We start from the raw sequence: 17,389 nt of genomic DNA on the forward strand, positions 1-17,389 counted from the left end.
GGCCGCATGACCGAACGCACCCTCCCTCCTGGCCCGCCCTCGGGCAGGAGGGGCCCACGAACCGTCCTGCTGCGCGGCGGCGCCGTCTACAGCCCCGCCGACCCCTTCGCCACCGCCATGCTCGTCGAGGGCGGGCACGTCGCCTGGGTCGGCAGCGACGGAGCCGCCGAGGCCTACGCGCAGACCGCCGACGAGATCGTCGAGCTGGACGGCGCCCTGGTCACCCCCGCCTTCGTCGACGCCCACGTGCACGCCACGTCCACCGGGCTGGCGCTCACCGGGCTCGACCTCACCGGCAGTGCCTCGCTGGCCGCGGCCCTCGACTCCCTCACCGCCTTCGTGGACGCCCAGGACGTGCCCGGCGGCGTGCTCATCGGCCACGGCTGGGACGAGACCCGCTGGCCCGAGGGCCGCCCGCCCACGCTCGCCGAGCTGGACGCCGCCGCCCGGGGCGCGGCCGTCTACCTCTCCCGCACCGACGTGCACTCCGCCCTCGCCACCAGCGCGCTGCGCGAGCTCACCGAGGACCTCGCCGGCCGCCCCGGCCACCACGCCGACGGCCCGCTGACCCGCGACGCCCACCACGCCGTCCGGCAGACCGCGTTGGCCCGCCTCACCCCCGAGCAGCGCGCCCGTGCCCAGCGCGCCGCCCTGGCCCGCGCGGCCGAACTCGGCATCGGCGCGCTGCACGAGTGCGCCGGTCCGGAGATCTCCTCCGAGGAGGACCTCGCCGCCCTGCTCGCGCTGGCCGCCGGGGGCGAGGGCCCCGAGGTCTTCGGCTACTGGGGGGAGTTGGGGGAGCGCGGCGTGGAGACCGCCCGCCGGCTCGGCGCGGTCGGCGCCGGCGGCGACCTGTTCGTCGACGGCGCGATCGGCTCGCACACCGCCTGCCTGCACGCCAGTTACGCCGACGCCGACCACACCGGGACGTCGTACCTGACCGCCGAGCAGGTCGCCGACCACGTCGCGGCCTGCACCGCGGCCGGGCTCCAGGCCGGCTTCCACGCCATCGGCGACGCCGCGGTCGCCGCCGTGGTCGAGGGCGTCCGGACGGCCGGGGAACGGGTCGGCGCCGGGCGGGTCCGGGCGCTGCGCCACCGGGTCGAGCACGCCGAGGCGCTGGACGACGAGACCGTCGCGGCCTTCGCCGAGCTGGGTCTCACCGCCTCCGTCCAGCCGGCCTTCGACGCCGCCTGGGGCGGCCCGGAGGGCATGTACGTCCAGCGGCTCGGCGCCGAGCGCGCCGCCGCGCTCAACCCCTTCGCGGCCCTGCTGCGGGTCGGCGTGCCGCTCGCCTTCGGCTCGGACGCCCCGGTCACCCCGCTCGACCCCTGGGGGGCGGTCCGGGCCGCCGCCTTCCACCGGACCCCGGAGCACCGGATCTCGGTCCGGGCCGCCTTCACCGCCCACACCCGGGGCGGCTGGCGCGCGATCGGCCGGGACCACGACGGCGTGCTCGTCCCCGGCGCCGTCGCCAGCTACGCGATCTGGGCCGCCGACGACCTGGTCGTCCAGGCGCCGGACTCCCGGGTGGCGGGCTGGTCCACCGACCCGCGCTCCGGCACCCCCGGTCTGCCCGACCTCACCCCGGGCCGTCCGCTGCCGGTCTGCCTGCGCACGGTGGTCCTCGGCCGCACGGTCTACCGCGCCGCCGAGTGAAAAGCGGATGATCGTGGCGCGGTGTGGCCCGTAGCGTGACCGGCATGACCGATCACACCACCGCACCCGCGTTCGTCCCCGCCGGCTTCGCCGTGCCGCGCGAGCTGCGCGCCGAGGGGTTCCGCCTGGAGCCCCTCGGCGCGCAGCACAACGAGGCCGACCACGCCGCCTGGAGCGGCAGCATCGAACACATCCGCGCCACCCCCGGCTTCGGCCACGGCCACTGGCCCCCGGTCGAGGGCATGCCCCTCGACCGCAACCTCGCCGACCTGCGCCGGCACGCCGCCGACTTCGCCGCCCGCAGGGGCTTCACCTACACCGTCCGCGAGGTCCCCGGCGACGCCGTGATCGGCTGCGTCTACGTCTACCCGGACCGCGAGGATCCGGCCGTGGCCAAGGTCAGCTCCTGGGTCCGCGCCGACCGCGCCGAGCTGGACGCCCCGCTGTACCGCGCCGTGTCCGCCTGGCTCGACGCCGACTGGCCGCTGCGCGAGGTCCGCTACGGCCCGCGCTGAAGCGGTACGAAGCGACCCTCACCTCACGGTTCGGTGTCCTGACGGGGTACCTTCTTCGGACAGCGTCCGAACAGCCGTCCGTGCACCTCCGCGGCGGCACCGAGAGAGATGGTGCGACGGTGGCCATGCCCGTCCCCCCGGAGCGGTCCGGGACCGCATCCGAGACCCCAGACGGGACCCCTCGCGAAGGCCGGGCCGTCCGCGCGCTCGCCAAGGTCCGGGCCGGTCTGCCCCGCACCGCACTGGCCGTGCTCGCCGGGCTCCTGCTCGCCCTGGCCTTTCCGCCGTACGACCTCTGGCCGCTCTCGCTGCTCGGCGTCGCCGCGCTCTCCCTCCTCACCCGGGGCCGCACCGTGCGGCAGGGTGCCTGGACCGGCTTCGCCTTCGGACTGCCGTTCTTCCTGATGCTGCTCAGCTGGCTGCGGGTGATCGGCTGGGACGCCACCGTCGGCCTCTCGGTCGTCGAGGCGCTGTTCCTGGCCGCCCTCGGTGCCGGTCTCGCGGTCACCTCCCGGCTGCCCGTCTGGCCGCTCTGGGGCGCCTGCCTCTGGATCACCCAGGAGTGGGCCCGTGACCGGCTGCCGCTCGGCGGCTTCCCCTGGGGCCGGCTCGCCTTCGCCAACACCGCCACGCCCTTCACCCCGCTGGCGGCGCTCGGCGGCGCCCCGCTGGTGACCTTCGCGGTCGCCCTCTCCGGCACCCTGCTCGCCTGGGCCGTCCTGCGGCTGCCCGGCCGGGGCCGCGCCGGGCACCCGCGCCCGGCCGCCGCCGGGCTCCTCGGCGCCGTCGCCGTGATGCTCGCCGGCTTCCTCGTGCCCGTGCCGACCGCGCCCGCCGAGACCGTCAAGGTCGCCGTCATCCAGGGCAACGTGCCCAACCCCGGCATGGACTTCCTCGGCCGCCCGATGATGGTCCTCAACAACCACGCCGCCGCCACCGAGAAGCTCGCCGCCGACATCGCGGCCGGCCGCGCCGAGAAGCCCGACCTCGTGATCTGGCCGGAGAACTCCTCCGACCTCGACCCCTTCAGCGACCCGCTCGCCTACCGGCGGATCGACGAGGCGGTGAAGGCCATCGGCGTGCCCACCCTGGTCGGCACCCTGGTCGACGGCCCGGACGAGCAGCACGTCCAGAACGAGGGCATCGTCTGGGACCCGAGGACCGGCCCCGGCGCCTCCTACACCAAGCAGCACCCGGTGCCGTTCGGCGAGTACGTGCCGTTCCGCGACCAGCTGTCCAAGGTGATCACCCGGCTCCAGCGGGTCGCCCGCGACTTCTACCCCGGTGACCACAACGGCGTGATGCAGCTCGGCCCGGCCCGGATCGGCGACGTCATCTGCTTCGAGGTGGCCTACGACGAGATCGTCCGCGACACCGTCGACCAGGGCGCCCGGGTGCTCGTCGTCCAGACCAACAACGCCACCTACGCGAGGACCGGCCAGCCCGAACAGCAGCTGGCGATGAGCCGACTGCGCGCGGTGGAGCACGGCCGGGCCGTGCTGATCGCCGCCACCAGCGGCATCAGCGCGGTGATCGCCCCGGACGGCACGGTCGTCCAGCGGACCGAGGAGCTGACCGCCGCCGAGCTGTCCGCCACCGTCCCGCTGCGCGACGGCACGACCGTCGCCAACCGCTTGGGCGCCGTGCCCGAGTGGACGCTCGCCCTGGCCGGCCTGCTGGCCTGCGGCGGGGCGGTACTGGTCACCCGTCGCCGGCGTCCGGAGGCCGGCGCGCGGACCGACGGAACACCGGCCGACGGGCGATCGTTGGAGCAGTTGGTGCCGTAGCCGGTTCGGACCTCCCGTGCGGCGCGCAGAGCACCGCTAGGAGTGGATTCGTACCGTGACCCAGCAAGCTACCCCCGCCCGTCCGGCGCCGCGCTCGAAGCTCCGGCGGGTGCTGCCGCTGGTGGTCACCGCCTGGCTGGTCCTGGAGATCTGGCTGCTGGTCCAGGTGGGATCCTGGCTGGGCGGCCTGACCGTCGTCCTGCTGCTGATCGCCGGGGCGGTGATCGGCGGTTCGCTGATCAAGCGGGCCGGACTCAAGGCCCTGTCGGCGGCGATCGAGCAGAGCCGCGACCCGCAGTCGCAGCAGGCGCAGACCGGCACGAGCCTCACGGTGCTGGCGGGCCTGCTGCTCATCGTGCCGGGCTTCCTCTCGGACGCCCTGGCGCTCACCCTGCTGTTCCCGCCGACCCGGGTGCTCTGGCGGGCGGCCGGCCGCCGGCTCGCGGACAAGGCGCTGCGTTCGACCTCCTCGGTCGGCGCCGACCCGTTCGCGGACGCGATGCGGCTCCAGGAGCAGCTGCGCATCCACCGCCCGGACGGCAAGGTGATCCAGGGCGAGGTCGTGGAGCCGGGCAGCGGCCCGCGCGACGCGCAGGGCCCGGACACCGCCTACCGCCCGCCGATCAACGGCTGACCGGCTCGGCCTCGGCCGCACGGCCGCCGGAGGGCTCGCACGCCCCCGGCGGCCGTGGCCCCTCCCCGGGGGGCTTCCCGGGGAGCTCCGAGGCGATTCCGGGCAGGATGCGGGCAACGCGAAAGGGACCCTGGAGGCCAGGGTCCCTTTTCGCGTGCTCCCGCCGGGCCGCGGGAGCGGGGTCAGGCGCTCTTGCGGGTGTCCCGCGGGTGCACCGCGAGGTTCATCCCGCCGGAGCGGAGCACGGCCAGCCGCTCGGCCAGCACCTCCTCCAGCTCCTCGCGCGTCCGGCGCTCCATCAGCATGTCCCAATGGGTACGCGTCGGCTTGGTCTTCTTCTCCTCAGGCTCGTCACCGTCGAGGAGTACCGCCTCCTGGCCGCAGAAGCGGCATTCCCACGCCGAGGGGATCTCCGCCTCGACCGAGAAAGGAACCTCGAATCGGTGTCCGTTCTGACATGCATACTCGACGGTCTGGCGCGGAGCCAGATCGATACCGCGGTCGGTCTCGTAGCTAGTGGCCCCGAGTCGCGTGCCGCGGAGAGCTCGCTCGCTCATGAATCGTGCCTCCCGGGCTTATGGCCCACAGGACTAGTGGTCGTTGTTCTTCGTCGTTCGGTCAACGCTCGGCTTCCGACGAAGATTCCCGTCCCGGGACATGCGTCGTCTGTCGTGCCGCCCCTGTTTGTACCCACCGGCGCCCGATTTGTCACATCTGGCCGGTGATATCACCCCAGGTGTCACCTATTTCACATCTGGTGATCGGTCGGCCTTTCCCGGACGAGCGTACCGGGGCGGGAACCGGCGGCCTGCGCCGCCCCTCCCGAAGCCCTCACGTTCCGCCCGCCCGGCCGAGTGGGCCGGACCCGCCGGAGGGGCCCGGCGGCCCGGACCGAGCGGGTCAGGCGAGCGGGCGGAAGCGTAGCGCGGACGGCCCCTTGGCGAGGTCCACCCCGGCGCGCGGGTCCGCGTCGAGCTCCACCGGCACGGTCGGCGGACCGTCCGGGCGCGGCGGCGCCTCGACCGGGGCGGCGGCCTCGGTGCGGGTGTCGCGGTGCGGCAGCAGGGCGATCACCGCGTCCCGCAGCTGGGCGGGCGCGTCCTCGTCCAGCGGGTCGACGGTGGCCGGCACCTGGAGGCGGACCGGGGTGCCGGTGCCGATCCGGGCGTAGCCGCGCCCGGCGGGGGCGTGTGCGGCGGGCACGATGTCCAGCGGGGTGCCGAGCGCGGCGTGGCCCTCGGCGGGGCCGGTCGGGCCGAGCACCACGCGGGCCCGGGTGGTGGCCCGGACGCTCGGGGTGATCCGGTCCCGGGCCTCGACGTCGTCGGCGACGACGACGGTGACCCGGGCGGCCCGGCCGTGCCGCAGCGGCAGTTCCAGCAGGTCCTGCGGGTCGGGGCGGCCCTCGGCGTGGGCCAGCTCGCTCAGCTCGGTCGGGTGGTCGAGCAGCAGCCAGAGCGGGCGGACGACGTCCTCGGGCGGGGCGACGCCGGCGTGCCGGGCCGCGTTCAGGGCGCCGAGCCTGCGCTCGGTCTCCTGGGCCGTCCACTGCAGCGCGGCCAGCGCGCCGTGCAGGCTGGTCTCCACCGTGTGCACGCCGGGGCGGTTGACCAGGCAGGCGTGCTCGCCGGTGCCGGCGCCGTCGATCACCACCAGGTCGGCGTAGGGCAGCGCCTGCAGGGCGACCGAGCGGATCAGGCTGGAGGTGCCGTAGCCGCTCACGCCGAGGGCGAGCAGGTGGGGCTCGGCGGAGCGCGGCCCGGTGCGCCAGATCACCGGCGGCTGCTGGGTGACGGCGCCGCCCTGGTGGACCGGGATGGTCCGGGCGCTGCCGTCCCCGTCGGTGAAGCCGAGCACGATCTCGCCGGGCGCGGTCACGAACCGCTGGGCGGCGATGTCGGTGGGCAGCGGCGCCAGCGCGGCGATCCGCAGCTTGTTGGACTCCTCGTCCCAGTCGAAGCGGTACTCCCGGGCGCGGCCGGCCTTGCCCTGGACGACCTGCTCGACCCGGGCCCGGGCGGCCGGTTCGGTGTCGGTGAAGTAGGCGGGGTAGACCAGTTCCAGCCGGGAGAGCCGGCCCTCGCCGTCGAACTCCCAGCCGCCGAAGGCGTCCTGGTAGCCGCCCTCGTGACGGTAGAGCGGGTTGAGGTCGTCCGGCCCCGACAGGTACGGGGTGAGGGCGGCGTAGAGCGCGCCGAGCTTGACGTCGGCGACGTCCGGCTCGGGCGGGCCGGGGGGTGTCCGGGGGCCCCGGCCGGCCCAGGCGGCGCTGGCCATCAGGGCCACCAGGGCGAACAGCAGGCCGTGCGGCAGCAGGTAGATCCCGAGCAGCATGGCGGCGACCAGGAACGCGGTGGGCCCGCGGCGTTCCTTGGGGGTGGCCTGCCAGCGGGCCTTGGCCCAGGCGACGTGGTGGCGCATGCCACGGCCGATGACGGTGAGCGGCGCGAACATGTCGGAGGCGTGGTCGCCGGCCGTGCGGACGAGGTCGCGGCCCTTGCTGAGCGGTAGGCGGTTGAGCGGCATTCCGGGCTCCCCGGGCGAATGGGACGGTCGGGCGGAACTGGGCTTGATCCAACGACGGGGCCCGGGGGCGGTGGGATCCGCGCCCGGGCCCGTACGGGGGAGTGGCGGGGTCGGACAAGCGCTAGAACTTGAGGCCGCCGAGCAGGCTGGCGAGGCTGGCGCCGCCTGCGGTGATGCTCGGTGCGATCGAGGAGCCGGCGATGTAGAAGCCGAGAAGGGCGCAGACGATGGCGTGGGAGACCTTTAGTCCGTCCCTGCGGAAGAAGAGAAAGGCGATGGTGCCGAACAGGACGATGCCGGAAATCGAGAGGATCACGTTCTGCTCCTCGGGGAGGGGGGACAGGGGCAGTGTTACCGAAAGTGCCTTAATCGTGACAAAAAGTAATAGATGATGGAACGGTGCAAACGGGTGGTTTTCCCTGATGGTTCCGGTTCGTGACCCGGGTGGCGGTAGGCGGACCGGGCTCCGGGGAGCCGCGGGCCGCGCCGTTCCGGGCGCCGACACATTCCCGTCCGCGGGTCGGGAAGTTTCCGGGGGTCCCCGGAAGTTCGCTCGAACGGGCGCGCAACCTTCCGGCCCGCGTGCGGTACGCGCGGGAGCGGCGGAATCCGGGATCCGGAAGCGTGCTGGATCGCGTACGGGTCCGGCCGCTACGGTGCGACGGGCGCGACCACCGAACCGCAGGACGAGACGAGACCCCGAAAGAGGCCCCAGAGATGACCGACACCCCCGACGCCGACGTGATCGCGCTGGCCGGCAAGCTGTTCGACGCGGCCCGGGCCGGCGACACCGCGACCCTCGCGGCCTACGTCGACGCCGGAGCCCCGGCGGACCTCACCAACGACCGCGGTGACACGCTGCTGATGCTCGCCGCCTACCACGGCCACGCCGCCGCCGTCACCGCCCTGCTGGAGCGCGGCGCCGACCCGAACCGGGCCAACGACCGGGGCCAGACCCCGCTCGCCGGCGCCGTCTTCAAGGGGGCCGACGACGTCCTCGCCGTGCTGCTCGGCGGCGGCGCCGACCCCTCCGCCGGCACCCCCTCGGCCGTCGACACCGCCCGGATGTTCGGAAAGGAGGAGCTGGTCGCCCGGTTCGAGGGTCGCTGAGCCGGGGCCGTAGGCTTGTCGACCATGGAGAGCACCACCGGCAGCAGCGCCCTGCGGGACGCCAAGGACGACAGCATCGAGATCCGCGTCACCGGCTACGGCCACCCCGACGCCCAGCGCCTCTCGGCGGAGGTGCAGGAGGAGTACGTCCGCCGCTACGGCGAGGGCGACCTCACCGAGCTGCACCCCGACCACTTCGAGGCGCCGGACGGCCTCTTCCTGATCGCCTACCTCGACGGCGAGCCGGTCGCCTGCGGTGGCTGGCGCGCCAAGGAGGCCGGTCCGCACGGGCTGCGGGCGGGCGACGCCGAGCTGAAGCGGATGTTCGTCCGCCCCGGGGCGCGCGGCCGCGGCCTGGCCCGCACGGTGCTGCGCCGGCTGGAGCTGACCGCGGCCGAGGCCGGGCGGACCAGGTTCGTCCTGGAGACCGGGACCGAGCAGCCCGAGGCCATCGCCCTGTACGCCTCCGAGGGGTACGCGGCGATCCAGAAGTTCGGCATCTACCGCGAGCACCCGCAGTCGGTCTGCATGGGCAAGGAGTTCGGTGCGGCAGCGGTCTGACCGGTGCCCGCGCGGGTAGGCTCCCCCCGGGGGAGTCGGCAGACGGGGGCGGCAGTTGATGAGCGGACCGGAAGCACTGCCCGAACTCGCGGCACCCGCAGGTGTGGTGGACCGGCTGGTGACGGCCGGGCTGGCCGGCGTCGGGACCGGTGGCGTCTGGTCGGTCGGTGACGCTGGCGGCGTCCGCGGCCGGGGGCGGTCCGGGGTGCTGGGCCAGGGCCCCTACGGCGCGCGGGAGATGGACCACGACACGCTCTTCGACGTGGCCAGCATCACCAAGATCGTCGCGCTCTGGCCGTGCGCCGGGGTGCTCCGGCAGTCCGGGCGGCTCCCGCTCGACCGGCCCCTCGGTCACTTCTGGCCGGAGGTCGCCGGCCGGACCGCCGGTGAGGTGACCGTCCGTCAGCTGCTCACCCACACCGCCGGGATGCCCCTGCGCACCCGGTTCGTCGAGCTCTACGGGCGGGACCCGGCGGTGATCCTGGCCGGCGTGCTCGACGCCCCGCTGTACCGCGCGCCCGGGACGGCCGTCGAGTACACCGACCGGGCCGCCGTCCTCCTCGGCCACCTGGTCGGCTCGCTGGCCGGATCGCCGCTCGACGAGCTCGCCGCCCGCCAGGTCTGGCGCCCGCTCGGGATGTCCGACACCCGCTACGGCCCGCTCGGCCCGGAACTCGCCGCCCGCACCGCGCCCACCGAGTACGAGGAGCTGGCCGGCACCGAGCTCTGCGGGGTCGTGCACGACCCCTCGGCCCGGCTGCTCGGGGGCGTCTCCGGCAACGCCGGCGCCTTCTCCACCGCCCGTGACCTGGAACGCTTCCTCACCGCGCTGCTCGACCCGCCGCCCGGCCTGCCCTGGGGCGAGGAGTGGATCACCGAGTCGCTGCGCGAGCAGACCGGCGGCCTGGAGCCCGCGAGGGGCCTCTCCTGGCTCTGCGCCGCCGGCACCGATCCGGCGGAGGGCACCTTCGTCCACTACGGCTTCACCGGCACCGGGATCTGGATCTCCCGACGGCTCGGCCGCTGGGCGCTGCTGCTCACCAACAAGGTCCACTACGACCGGGAGTTCCAGCCGCTCACCGATCTGCGCAACGCCTTCCGGCGGGCCGTCTTCGGCTGACGCCCGGGGCCCGGCCGCGCGTGTGCGGCCGGGCCCCGGGCCGGCGCGGTCAGACGGACGCCGCCGCCAACGGGCGCTTCGAGATCTGGAGCAGCGGCTTCGGCTCCGGCTCCGACTGGCGCGTGAACGCCGCGTACGGGCAGGCGTTGAGCTCCGGGTCGCGCGCGGCCCAGCCCTGGAGCCACGGGCGCAGCCGCGGATTGTCGATCTCCACCGAGCCGTCCGGCCGCAGCCGGCCGATGTCGTTGGCCGGGTCGGACAGTGCCACCGTGCACTTGCCCAGCCGGCCGTCCGCGCGCACCAGCAGCGAGTTGGCGCGCGCGGCGTAGCAGACCTCCTCCGGCGCGAACAGCCGCTCCTCGCCGCCACCCTCGGTCAGCAGCGCCCGCAGCCCGGCGATCTTCCCGTCGTCGGAGTCGAGCACGTCCATGGTGTCGTCGTTGGGGCCGCCCAGACGGACCACGCGCTTCAGGAAGACGGAGAACCGCGGGTCGTCGAGGAAGGTGTCCCGGATCCGGGCGAGGAACTCCGGCATCACCGGCAGGTTCTCCGGGGTGAGGTGGACCCGCAGCAGCATCCGTACGTCGGCGGAGCCGGCCCGGACCTCCTCCAGGTTGCGCCAGACCTGCTCGAACGTCCCCCGGCCGTCGGCCCGCACCCGGGTCAGGTCGTGGAACGCGGCGGGGCCGTCCAGCGACACCTGGTAGGCCCGGACGCCGAGGCCCGCCAGGTGTTCGGCCGTCCGGCCGTCGACCAGGTAGCCGTTGGTGGTCATGTCGCTCTCGTAGCCGAGGCCGGGGTGGCGCCGCTGCGCCGCCCGGGCGTGCGCGGTCACCTCCTCGATGACCGGGCGGGCCAGCATCGGCTCCCCGCCGAACCACGACACCTGGAGGTGCCGCAGTCCGGCGGCGCGCCGGTCGATGAGGTTCTTCACCCCGGCGACCACCTCGGGGGCCATCCGGCCGATCGCGAAGTCCTCGTAGCAGTACGTGCAGCGGAAGTTGCACTGCTCGGTGGGCAGCAGGATCAGCTGGAGCCGGTCGCTGCGCACGGATTCGGCGAACTCCCGGTCGAAGGGCGAGGGTTCGCCGGTGGAGCCGGTCACCTCTCCACCGACTTGCCGCAGCCCTTGGCGCAGTTGCCGCCGTGACAGTTGTTGGTGGTCGCGCGGGCCGACGCGTTCGGCGACGAGGCCATGGCGGCCACGACCGACTCGGCGAGCTCCGGGTTCTGGATGTGCACCCGCCCCTCGTCGTCGAGGGTGAGGTCCGCGGTGCTGATGGCGAAGGTGGGTCCCTGACTGGCCATGGTCTTCTCTCCTCGGGAGGCTTGGGACGGCCGGGGCCACCGGAGCGTCGGGGATCGGCGCCCGGCCGACGGCCGAACGACCCCGCCTCGGGAGAACGACGACTCGGGCGAGGGGTCGCTCTCCATCGTCCGGGCCGGTCCGGCGGGCCGCGCGGGATGTTCGCCCGTGCAGGTGATGGCCGGACCGGGTGCGACCCGGGCGGAGCAGCGGTGCGCGGGAGGCCGGTCGAACCGCTCCGCCGGGGCGGGGACCCTGCCGCCCCGGCGAAGGAGTTGACGTCGCGTCAGCTCGCGGAGGTCCCCGTCAGAGGAGGGTCGACCAGTAGTACCAGAAGCGGTTGAGGATCAGCAGGCCGATCACCGCGGCCCAGAGCACCGGTACCGCCCAGTGGTAGCGGGCGGCCTCCCGCACGACCACCCGGAACCTCGGTCCGACCGGTATCACCCCGGAGCGCAGGTTGTGCAGCGTCGTGTACCAGAACAGCGCCACCACCGCCGCCCAGACCACCATGCAGTACGGGCAGAGCGCGCCGATGTCGTACAGCGCCTGGTCGATCAGCCAGTGCACGAAGCCCAGTCCGAACAGCGTGCCGGCCTGCAGCCCGAGCCAGAACCAGCGCCGGTACGCCGCCCCGGCGAGCAGCCCGGCGCCGATCGCCGCCAGGGCGCCGAACGCGGCCAGCCCGAGCAGCGGGTTCGGGAAGCCGAAGACCTCGGCCTGCTCGGTGCGCATCACCGACCCGCAGCTGATCACCGGGTTGATGTTGCAGCTGGGGATGTAGGAGGGGTCCTCCAGGATGCGGAGCTTGTCGAAGGTCAGGACGGCCGAGGCGGCCAGCCCGATCAGTCCGCCGAGGAGGACGAGCAGTGAGAACGCGCGGCCCGCGCCGATCGGGGCCGGGCCCGGAGGAGCGGGGTCGGCGGGGTCGGCGGGGGCGGGGCGGGAGGAGCGGGGCACGGCGGTCGGGGCGGTCATGGCAGAGCACTCCGGGGGTGGGAAGGGGCCGGCCCGGCCGCGAGTCGGCCGGGCCGGTGGTGCTCACGACAAACCCGCGGCCTGCTTCACCTGGGCGGTGAACTGCTCCGGCGTCACCGCGCGGTTCCCGCTGAACAGCGTGAGAGGCTTGCCGTCCACCTTCACCGTCGGCGTGCCCGTCACCCCGCTGTCGTTGAAGGCGTCCGCGACCTTCTTCGCCCACGGCGCGTACGTCCGGTCGGTGACCGCCTTGACGAACGCGTCCGTCTTCAGACCCGGTACCTTGTCGGCGAGTTCGAGCAGGTGGTTGACGTCGCCGAAGGCGTCGTCGCGCTCCTCCGGCTGGTTGGCGTACAGCACGTCGTGGTAGGCCTTGAACTTGTCGACGCCCTCGTTCGCCGCGGCGCCGATGGCGGCCAGCGCGGTGCGCGAGCCCTTGCCGCCGAGGTTCTTGTCGAGGAACGCGGCCAGGTGGTACTCGACCTTGACGGTGCCGTCGTCCGCCAGCTTCTTGACGGCCTCGCCGTTGGCGGCCTCGAAGCCCTTGCAGACCGGGCAGCGGAAGTCCTCGAACACCTGGAGGGTGTGCGCGGCGTCCGCCTTGCCGTAGGTGATCACCGTTCCGTCCGGGCCGGAGGTGTTGGCCGGGACGACCAGCGCGGTGGGTTCCGCGGCGGCCGTGTCCGCGGAGGACTTGTCGTCGCCGGCCGCGCTGATCGCGAGCGCGGTGCCCCCGGCCAGGGCGAGCACGACGACGATCGACACCCCGACGACGATCCGCTGACGGCGCTGGGCGGACTGCTTCTCCTGGCGCTGGGCCTCCTGGATGCGCTCGCGGGCGCTGATCTTCTGGGACTGCTTGCGGGACGGCTGCTTGGTGCCGGGCTTCTGGTCGGACTGTGCCATGACGGGTCAACTCCGTTGTGGGACGCACCGGGAGGTGCGGAAGGGGCCGCCTCGGCGCGGCGCGGGCGCGGGGCGCCGGCGGGCCGGGAGGGGCGGGGTCGGTGGAACGGCGGAGTCGCGCGCTGCCTGTGCGGAGCTCGCCCGGGGGCCATCGGAGCCCGCGCCGTGGGGCGTCGGGGCGGCCGGGACCGGGCCCTGCGGGGTCGGAGCCGGCGGGCTCGGAACGCGGGGCTAGGGGAGCCGGGGGATCGGGACTTCGGGCTCGGGGCCGTCAGCAGGCAGGCGCGAGGACCGGCGGCCCGCGGCGCGGTGCCGGGCTCAGCACCACGTCCTCGCGGCGCGGTCGGCGGCGGTCCGGGACCGGCAGCGGAACCCGCAGCACCGGCCGGGCCGGCACCGGGGCCAGCAGCAGGAACAGCGCCCGCAGCGGGGCCGCGAGCGACTGGCGCAGCACGCGCAGGGCGCGGGCGAGACCCGACAGGGCGGCGTCGCCCAGCCGCAGCCAGGCGGAGGCGGCCAGCGCGACCAGCAGGTGCACCAGCAGGAGCAGCAGCTGGGTGGCGGCGGGCGCCAGCGGCCCGGAGTGCCCCAACGGCCCGGAGAACAGCGAGCCGTCCACCGAACCGCCGCCACAGACCAGGAGGTTCATGCCGCGGGCGGGGAGGTGGTCGGGGGCGAGGGCCGGGCCGCAGCCGGCCTGGCCCAGGTTGAAGGTGGTGTTGAGCAACAGCTCGACCGGAACCATCACGGCCGCGATGTGCAGCAACCGCCGTTCGCCGCCGGCCAGGGCCGCCGCCAGCACGAAGACGACGACCGTCGCGGCGGCCACCAGGACGATCGGCAGTGGACGACCGGTGATGACCACCTGGCCCAGTGCGGACAACGGCACGGCGAGCGCGGTGAACACCGCGGCCCGCAGGGCCCTCGTCGCACCGGTGGAAGTCGTCACGTCCCGGAGTATGCCACGACGCTTACACCGGGCACGAGGGTGCGTCGGGGGCGGGGCGGGAATCGGCGCACAGATTGTCCCGCATCGGTCGTTCGTTCGCGGTGCGGGGGCCGCGAGTTCACCGGGGGGATGGGTTTGGCGGCCGTACGGGTGGGTGACGGGCCGTCAGGGGCTGACGTGGGAGCCGGGGCGGTCCGACAATCGGGCGATGGACTATGCCAGCGGCCCGGAGGCCGCGGTTCCCGTGGGGCCACCGGTTCCCGCGGGGCCCCCGCTGCCGGTGCCGCCGGTGCCACCCCGGTGGCCGTCGTGGCCGCATCCGTCGTGGCCGGCGCACCCGACCTTCCCCGCGACGCACTGCCCTTCGCCGTCGCCGCCCGCTCCTTCGCCGTCGCCGACCGCAGTGCCGTCGCCCACCGCCACGCCGACGTGGACCGCTGCGCCGACTCAGACCGCTGCGCCCGGTCAGACCGCTGCGCCGACGTGGACCCCGACGTCGGTGCCGCCGCCGACCGCTGTGCCGACGCCGGTCACGGTGCCGACGCCGGTCACGGTGCCGGCGGCGGCGGCGGTGCCGGCCGCTCCGGTCACGGTCGCGGCCCCGCCGTCACCCTCCCCGGTCCGGAGTGCGGCGCCCGTGCCCTCGCCCGCGCCGACAGGTCCACCCCGCCCGGACCGGCCGCCGGCCGCCCCGGCGGCGGCACCCGCCCGGCCGGTGCTTCCGCCGCCGCCCGCCCCGCCGTCCGCCCCGCCCCCCGCGCCCGGCCCGGCGGTGACCGCCGCGGTCGCCGCAGCGCCACCGCCGCCCGACGCCCCGGCGCCGGGTCTGGACCCGGTCGTGTGGACCGCCGTCCTGGTGCTCACCGTGCTCCTCCCGGCCGCGCTCGCCGCAGCCCTCGGCCATCACGTCACCGTCTCCCGGAGCCGCCGATGAACCCCGTCCCGATGCTCAGCGCCGCCGCGGCCGTGACCCTCGCCGTCACCGCGCTGGCCGTCGCCCACCGGCTGCGTCCGGCCGTCCCCGAGGGCGAGGACCCGCCCGAGCCCCATCCCGTCCTCTACAGCATCGGCTCCGGCCTGCTGTCCGGTTTCCTCCTGATCACCGGCTTCCTGGTCGCCACCGGCTGGGCGGCCCACAGCACCGGCGTGCTGCCGCCGCGGGGCCTCTACGTCGCGGACGCGGCCGCGGGCATCGCCGTGCTCCTCTTCCCGGCGCTGGCCGGTCTCCCCTTCACCGTCCGGTACACCACCGCGGTCTGCTTCTTCGCCGCCCTGGTCGGCTACACGGCGTCGCTGGCGATCCAGCTCCGCCCGTAGCGGGCGGCGGCTCGGTCCGGTGCCCGTCTCCGGTCCGGTGCGCGGCCTCCTGCCGTCCGAAGGTGGCGCGAACGTGTCCTGCCGGGGACGGGAGGGCGGGCTAGCCTGGAAGGCGTTCGGGGCCCCGACGGCGGGACCGGGCGTCGACCCGCCCGACGGGAGCCGTCAGACACGCCCCAGGAGGGGGTGAGGCGGATGGCCGATGCCACCGCGGGAGACGTCGTGCTCGGGCGGATCGGGGCGCAGGCCGCGGTACTGGCCGGGTTGGACGAGGCGGTGCGGGCGGACGAGCCGGACGCGGTCCACCGGATGCGGGTCGCCTGCCGACGGCTCCGCAGTGCGTTCCGGACGTACCGGCGGCTGCTGGCGCCGGGCGCCACCGACGAGCTGGTGGCCGAGTTGCGGTGGCTGGCGGCGGCCCTGGGGCAGGCCCGGGACCGCGAGGTGCTGGGCCTGCGGTTGGCCGAACGGGCCCGCACGCTGCCGCCCGAGTGCGGGCCGGAGCGCGTCGCGGCGGAGCTGGAGCGGTGGGGGCAGGCCGAGTACCGGCGGGTCCGGCCGGAGGTCGTCGCCGCCCTGGACAGCCCGCGTCGGAAGGCCCTGGCGCGCGGGCTGGCGGAGCTGCTCGCCGATCCGCCGCTGCGCCCGCGGGCGGACCGGGCGGCCGGACCGGAGCTGGCCCGGGTGGCCGCGCGGGAGCAGCGCCGGACGGCGGAGCGGGTGCGGTCGGCGCTGGCCGGCGGCGGCCCGGACACGGCGGAGTCCCGGGCCCGGGCGTTGCACGAGGCGCGGAAGGCGGCGAAGCGGGCCCGGTACGCGGGTGAGACGGCGGTCCCGCTGGTCGGGAGGCCGGCGGAGCGGTACGTCGAGCGGATGAAGGCCGTCCAGGAGGTGCTGGGGGAGCACCAGGACGCGGTGGTGGCGGCGACCGCGCTGCGGAGCAGGGCCGGCGAGGCGGGCGAGCCGTTCGCCTACGGCGTGCTGTACGGGCAGCAGCTGGCGGCGGCGGAGCGCGCGCGGCGGGCGCTGCCGGAGGTGTGGGCGCGGGCGGCGCGGCCGAAGCTGGCCCGCTTCGGCTGACGGGCGGACGGGCTCACGGGCTCACGGGTCGGTGGGCGGACGAGCGCACGGCGCCGGGAGTGGGGGTGCGGCGCGGGGTCACTCCTCGGCGGGGGCGAGCCCGGCCGTGCGGGCGGCGGTGCGGAGCAGGTCGCGGAGCATGGGCACGGTCAGCCGGCCGGTGTTCGTGTTGCGCGGGCTGACGTGGTAGCACCCGTACAGCTCCAGCGGAGCTCCGCCGTCCCGGGCCGCCAGGGTCACGTGGGCGCCGTGGCCGAAGACCGGCCGGGGGCGCGGGACGCTCCAGCCGGCGGCGGTGAGCGCGGGCAGCAGCGCCTGCCAGGCGAAGCCGCCGAGGGCGACGACGGTGCGCACGGTGGGCCGGAGCAGCTCCAGCTCGCGGGTGATCCAGGGGCGGCAGGTGTCGCGTTCGGCGGTGGTGGGCTTGTTGTCGGGCGGGGCGCAGCGGACCGGGTCGGTGATCCGGACGCCGTTCAGCCGCAGGCCGTCGCCGTGGCGGACGGACTCGGCGCGGTCGGCCAGACCGAGGCGGTGGAGGGCGGCGTACAGCAGGTCGCCGGAGGGGTCGCCGGTGAAGATGCGGCCGGTGCGGTTGGCGCCGTGCGCGGCGGGCGCGAGACCGACCAGCAGGAGCGGGGCGTCGGGCGGGCCGAAGCCGGGGATCGGACGGGCCCAGTAGTCCCAGTCGAGGTAGGCGCGGCGCTTGGTGCGGGCGGTCTCCTCGCGCCACTCGACCAGGCGGGGGCAGGCGCGGCAGCCGGTGACGACGCGGTCGAGGGCGGTGAGCCCGTCGGCGCGGGCGGCGGCCTCGGCGGGATGGCGCGGGTGGTCCGGGTCGGTGGCCGGGTCGTTGCCGGTGGCGGGGCCGGGGACGCTGCCGGGGGACTGGGGCATGGGAACGATCGTAGGCGCGTTCCGGCGGGCGTCCGGCAGGCGTAGCG

At 75.4% G+C, this 17,389-nt stretch carries 19 protein-coding genes; 9 read left to right on the forward strand and 10 right to left on the reverse strand.

The genetic code is table 11. The features are described from left to right. Window positions 1–6: 6 nt before the first annotated feature. From PUR56_RS40110 to fxsA, 4 genes are all read left to right on the forward strand, one after another. Complete coding sequence (locus PUR56_RS40110; protein WP_329952584.1) at window positions 7–1,659, forward strand: amidohydrolase; 1,653 nt, start codon at window positions 7–9, stop codon at window positions 1,657–1,659. A gap of 44 nt (window positions 1,660–1,703) precedes the next feature. Next, window positions 1,704–2,174 (forward strand): N-acetyltransferase, encoded by a 471-nt coding sequence (locus tag PUR56_RS40115; protein ID WP_329952585.1) that lies wholly within the window; start codon window positions 1,704–1,706, stop codon window positions 2,172–2,174. 125 nt (window positions 2,175–2,299) lie between these two features. After that, a complete protein-coding gene (gene lnt, locus PUR56_RS40120; RefSeq protein WP_329952586.1) occupies window positions 2,300–3,961 on the forward strand; it encodes an apolipoprotein N-acyltransferase in 1,662 nt (553 codons plus the stop codon). 55 nt (window positions 3,962–4,016) lie between these two features. Continuing rightward, window positions 4,017–4,595, forward strand: coding sequence for an FxsA family membrane protein (gene fxsA / locus PUR56_RS40125; RefSeq protein WP_329952587.1), 579 nt, complete (start codon window positions 4,017–4,019; stop codon window positions 4,593–4,595). Window positions 4,596–4,777: 182 nt separating this feature from the next. Here the strand turns inward: fxsA and PUR56_RS40130 are convergent, their stop codons facing one another. From PUR56_RS40130 to PUR56_RS40140, 3 genes are all read right to left on the reverse strand, one after another. Next, the gene (locus PUR56_RS40130; protein WP_030396357.1) at window positions 4,778–5,152 is read right to left on the reverse strand and encodes an RNA polymerase-binding protein RbpA; all 375 of its coding nucleotides are present in this window, start codon (window positions 5,150–5,152) and stop codon (window positions 4,778–4,780) included. Between the two features lie 343 nt (window positions 5,153–5,495). Then, window positions 5,496–7,121 carry a hypothetical protein gene (locus PUR56_RS40135; protein WP_329952588.1) on the reverse strand — a complete coding sequence of 542 codons (1,626 nt, stop codon included), beginning with the start codon at window positions 7,119–7,121 and terminating at the stop codon, window positions 5,496–5,498. 121 nt (window positions 7,122–7,242) lie between these two features. Continuing rightward, a complete protein-coding gene (locus tag PUR56_RS40140) occupies window positions 7,243–7,437 on the reverse strand; it encodes a hypothetical protein (protein WP_327674940.1) in 195 nt (64 codons plus the stop codon). A gap of 401 nt (window positions 7,438–7,838) precedes the next feature. Between PUR56_RS40140 and PUR56_RS40145 the strand changes: the two genes are divergently transcribed. From PUR56_RS40145 to PUR56_RS40155, 3 genes are read left to right on the forward strand one after another with little or no spacing between them, the layout of a single operon-like run. After that, the gene (locus PUR56_RS40145; RefSeq protein ID WP_329952589.1) at window positions 7,839–8,231 is read left to right on the forward strand and encodes an ankyrin repeat domain-containing protein; all 393 of its coding nucleotides are present in this window, start codon (window positions 7,839–7,841) and stop codon (window positions 8,229–8,231) included. 24 nt (window positions 8,232–8,255) lie between these two features. Beyond that, complete coding sequence (locus PUR56_RS40150; RefSeq protein ID WP_329952590.1) at window positions 8,256–8,792, forward strand: GNAT family N-acetyltransferase; 537 nt, start codon at window positions 8,256–8,258, stop codon at window positions 8,790–8,792. A 58-nt stretch (window positions 8,793–8,850) separates the two neighbouring features. Beyond that, entirely contained in the window at window positions 8,851–9,912 is a 1,062-nt protein-coding gene (locus tag PUR56_RS40155) for a serine hydrolase domain-containing protein (protein ID WP_329952591.1), read from the forward strand. Window positions 9,913–9,961: 49 nt separating this feature from the next. Here PUR56_RS40155 and PUR56_RS40160 read toward each other — a convergent pair whose 3' ends face one another. From PUR56_RS40160 to PUR56_RS40185, 6 genes are all read right to left on the reverse strand, one after another. After that, the gene (locus PUR56_RS40160) at window positions 9,962–11,017 is read right to left on the reverse strand and encodes a radical SAM protein (protein ID WP_329952592.1); all 1,056 of its coding nucleotides are present in this window, start codon (window positions 11,015–11,017) and stop codon (window positions 9,962–9,964) included. Continuing rightward, on the reverse strand, window positions 11,014–11,220 hold the full coding sequence (locus PUR56_RS40165; protein ID WP_329884248.1) for a hypothetical protein: 207 nt from the start codon (window positions 11,218–11,220) through the stop codon (window positions 11,014–11,016). Before PUR56_RS40165 ends, PUR56_RS40160 begins: the two co-directional genes overlap by 4 nt. Window positions 11,221–11,524: 304 nt before the next feature. Further along, the gene (locus PUR56_RS40170; RefSeq protein ID WP_329952593.1) at window positions 11,525–12,196 is read right to left on the reverse strand and encodes a vitamin K epoxide reductase family protein; all 672 of its coding nucleotides are present in this window, start codon (window positions 12,194–12,196) and stop codon (window positions 11,525–11,527) included. Window positions 12,197–12,259: 63 nt separating this feature from the next. After that, window positions 12,260–13,102, reverse strand: a complete 843-nt coding sequence (locus tag PUR56_RS40175; RefSeq protein ID WP_329952594.1) for a DsbA family protein — start codon at window positions 13,100–13,102, stop codon at window positions 12,260–12,262. Between the two features lie 271 nt (window positions 13,103–13,373). After that, window positions 13,374–14,051, reverse strand: a complete 678-nt coding sequence (locus PUR56_RS40180; protein WP_329952595.1) for a hypothetical protein — start codon at window positions 14,049–14,051, stop codon at window positions 13,374–13,376. Window positions 14,052–14,516: 465 nt separating this feature from the next. Continuing rightward, complete coding sequence (locus PUR56_RS40185; protein ID WP_329952596.1) at window positions 14,517–14,915, reverse strand: hypothetical protein; 399 nt, start codon at window positions 14,913–14,915, stop codon at window positions 14,517–14,519. 66 nt (window positions 14,916–14,981) lie between these two features. Here PUR56_RS40185 and PUR56_RS40190 point away from each other — a divergent pair, with 66 nt between their 5' ends. Together PUR56_RS40190 and PUR56_RS40195 are read left to right on the forward strand one after the other, a co-directional pair. Beyond that, window positions 14,982–15,368 (forward strand): hypothetical protein, encoded by a 387-nt coding sequence (locus tag PUR56_RS40190; RefSeq protein WP_329952597.1) that lies wholly within the window; start codon window positions 14,982–14,984, stop codon window positions 15,366–15,368. A 195-nt stretch (window positions 15,369–15,563) separates the two neighbouring features. Continuing rightward, window positions 15,564–16,448, forward strand: coding sequence for a CHAD domain-containing protein (locus PUR56_RS40195; protein WP_329952598.1), 885 nt, complete (start codon window positions 15,564–15,566; stop codon window positions 16,446–16,448). 78 nt (window positions 16,449–16,526) lie between these two features. Here PUR56_RS40195 and PUR56_RS40200 read toward each other — a convergent pair whose 3' ends face one another. Beyond that, window positions 16,527–17,342 (reverse strand): uracil-DNA glycosylase, encoded by an 816-nt coding sequence (locus PUR56_RS40200; RefSeq protein WP_329952599.1) that lies wholly within the window; start codon window positions 17,340–17,342, stop codon window positions 16,527–16,529. Window positions 17,343–17,389 lie beyond the last annotated feature (47 nt).

The sequence above is a fragment of the Streptomyces sp. BE303 genome (assembly GCF_036290945.1).
Classification (GTDB): Bacteria; Actinomycetota; Actinomycetes; order Streptomycetales; family Streptomycetaceae; genus Kitasatospora.

What these genes read in the sequence shown, in the direction of transcription:
- PUR56_RS40155 (WP_329952591.1), top strand. Translation starts at nt 8,851, where the DNA reads ATGAGCGGACCGGAAGCACTGCCCGAACTCGCGGCACCCGCAGGTGTG.
- PUR56_RS40170 (WP_329952593.1), bottom strand. Translation starts at nt 12,196, where the DNA reads ATGACCGCCCCGACCGCCGTGCCCCGCTCCTCCCGCCCCGCCCCCGCC.
- PUR56_RS40110 (WP_329952584.1), top strand. Translation starts at nt 7, where the DNA reads ATGACCGAACGCACCCTCCCTCCTGGCCCGCCCTCGGGCAGGAGGGGC.
- PUR56_RS40195 (WP_329952598.1), top strand. Translation starts at nt 15,564, where the DNA reads ATGGCCGATGCCACCGCGGGAGACGTCGTGCTCGGGCGGATCGGGGCG.
- lnt (WP_329952586.1), top strand. Translation starts at nt 2,300, where the DNA reads ATGCCCGTCCCCCCGGAGCGGTCCGGGACCGCATCCGAGACCCCAGAC.
- PUR56_RS40135 (WP_329952588.1), bottom strand. Translation starts at nt 7,121, where the DNA reads ATGCCGCTCAACCGCCTACCGCTCAGCAAGGGCCGCGACCTCGTCCGC.
- PUR56_RS40130 (WP_030396357.1), bottom strand. Translation starts at nt 5,152, where the DNA reads ATGAGCGAGCGAGCTCTCCGCGGCACGCGACTCGGGGCCACTAGCTAC.
- PUR56_RS40175 (WP_329952594.1), bottom strand. Translation starts at nt 13,102, where the DNA reads ATGGCACAGTCCGACCAGAAGCCCGGCACCAAGCAGCCGTCCCGCAAG.
- PUR56_RS40115 (WP_329952585.1), top strand. Translation starts at nt 1,704, where the DNA reads ATGACCGATCACACCACCGCACCCGCGTTCGTCCCCGCCGGCTTCGCC.
- PUR56_RS40190 (WP_329952597.1), top strand. Translation starts at nt 14,982, where the DNA reads ATGAACCCCGTCCCGATGCTCAGCGCCGCCGCGGCCGTGACCCTCGCC.
- PUR56_RS40200 (WP_329952599.1), bottom strand. Translation starts at nt 17,342, where the DNA reads ATGCCCCAGTCCCCCGGCAGCGTCCCCGGCCCCGCCACCGGCAACGAC.
- PUR56_RS40165 (WP_329884248.1), bottom strand. Translation starts at nt 11,220, where the DNA reads ATGGCCAGTCAGGGACCCACCTTCGCCATCAGCACCGCGGACCTCACC.
- PUR56_RS40145 (WP_329952589.1), top strand. Translation starts at nt 7,839, where the DNA reads ATGACCGACACCCCCGACGCCGACGTGATCGCGCTGGCCGGCAAGCTG.
- PUR56_RS40150 (WP_329952590.1), top strand. Translation starts at nt 8,256, where the DNA reads ATGGAGAGCACCACCGGCAGCAGCGCCCTGCGGGACGCCAAGGACGAC.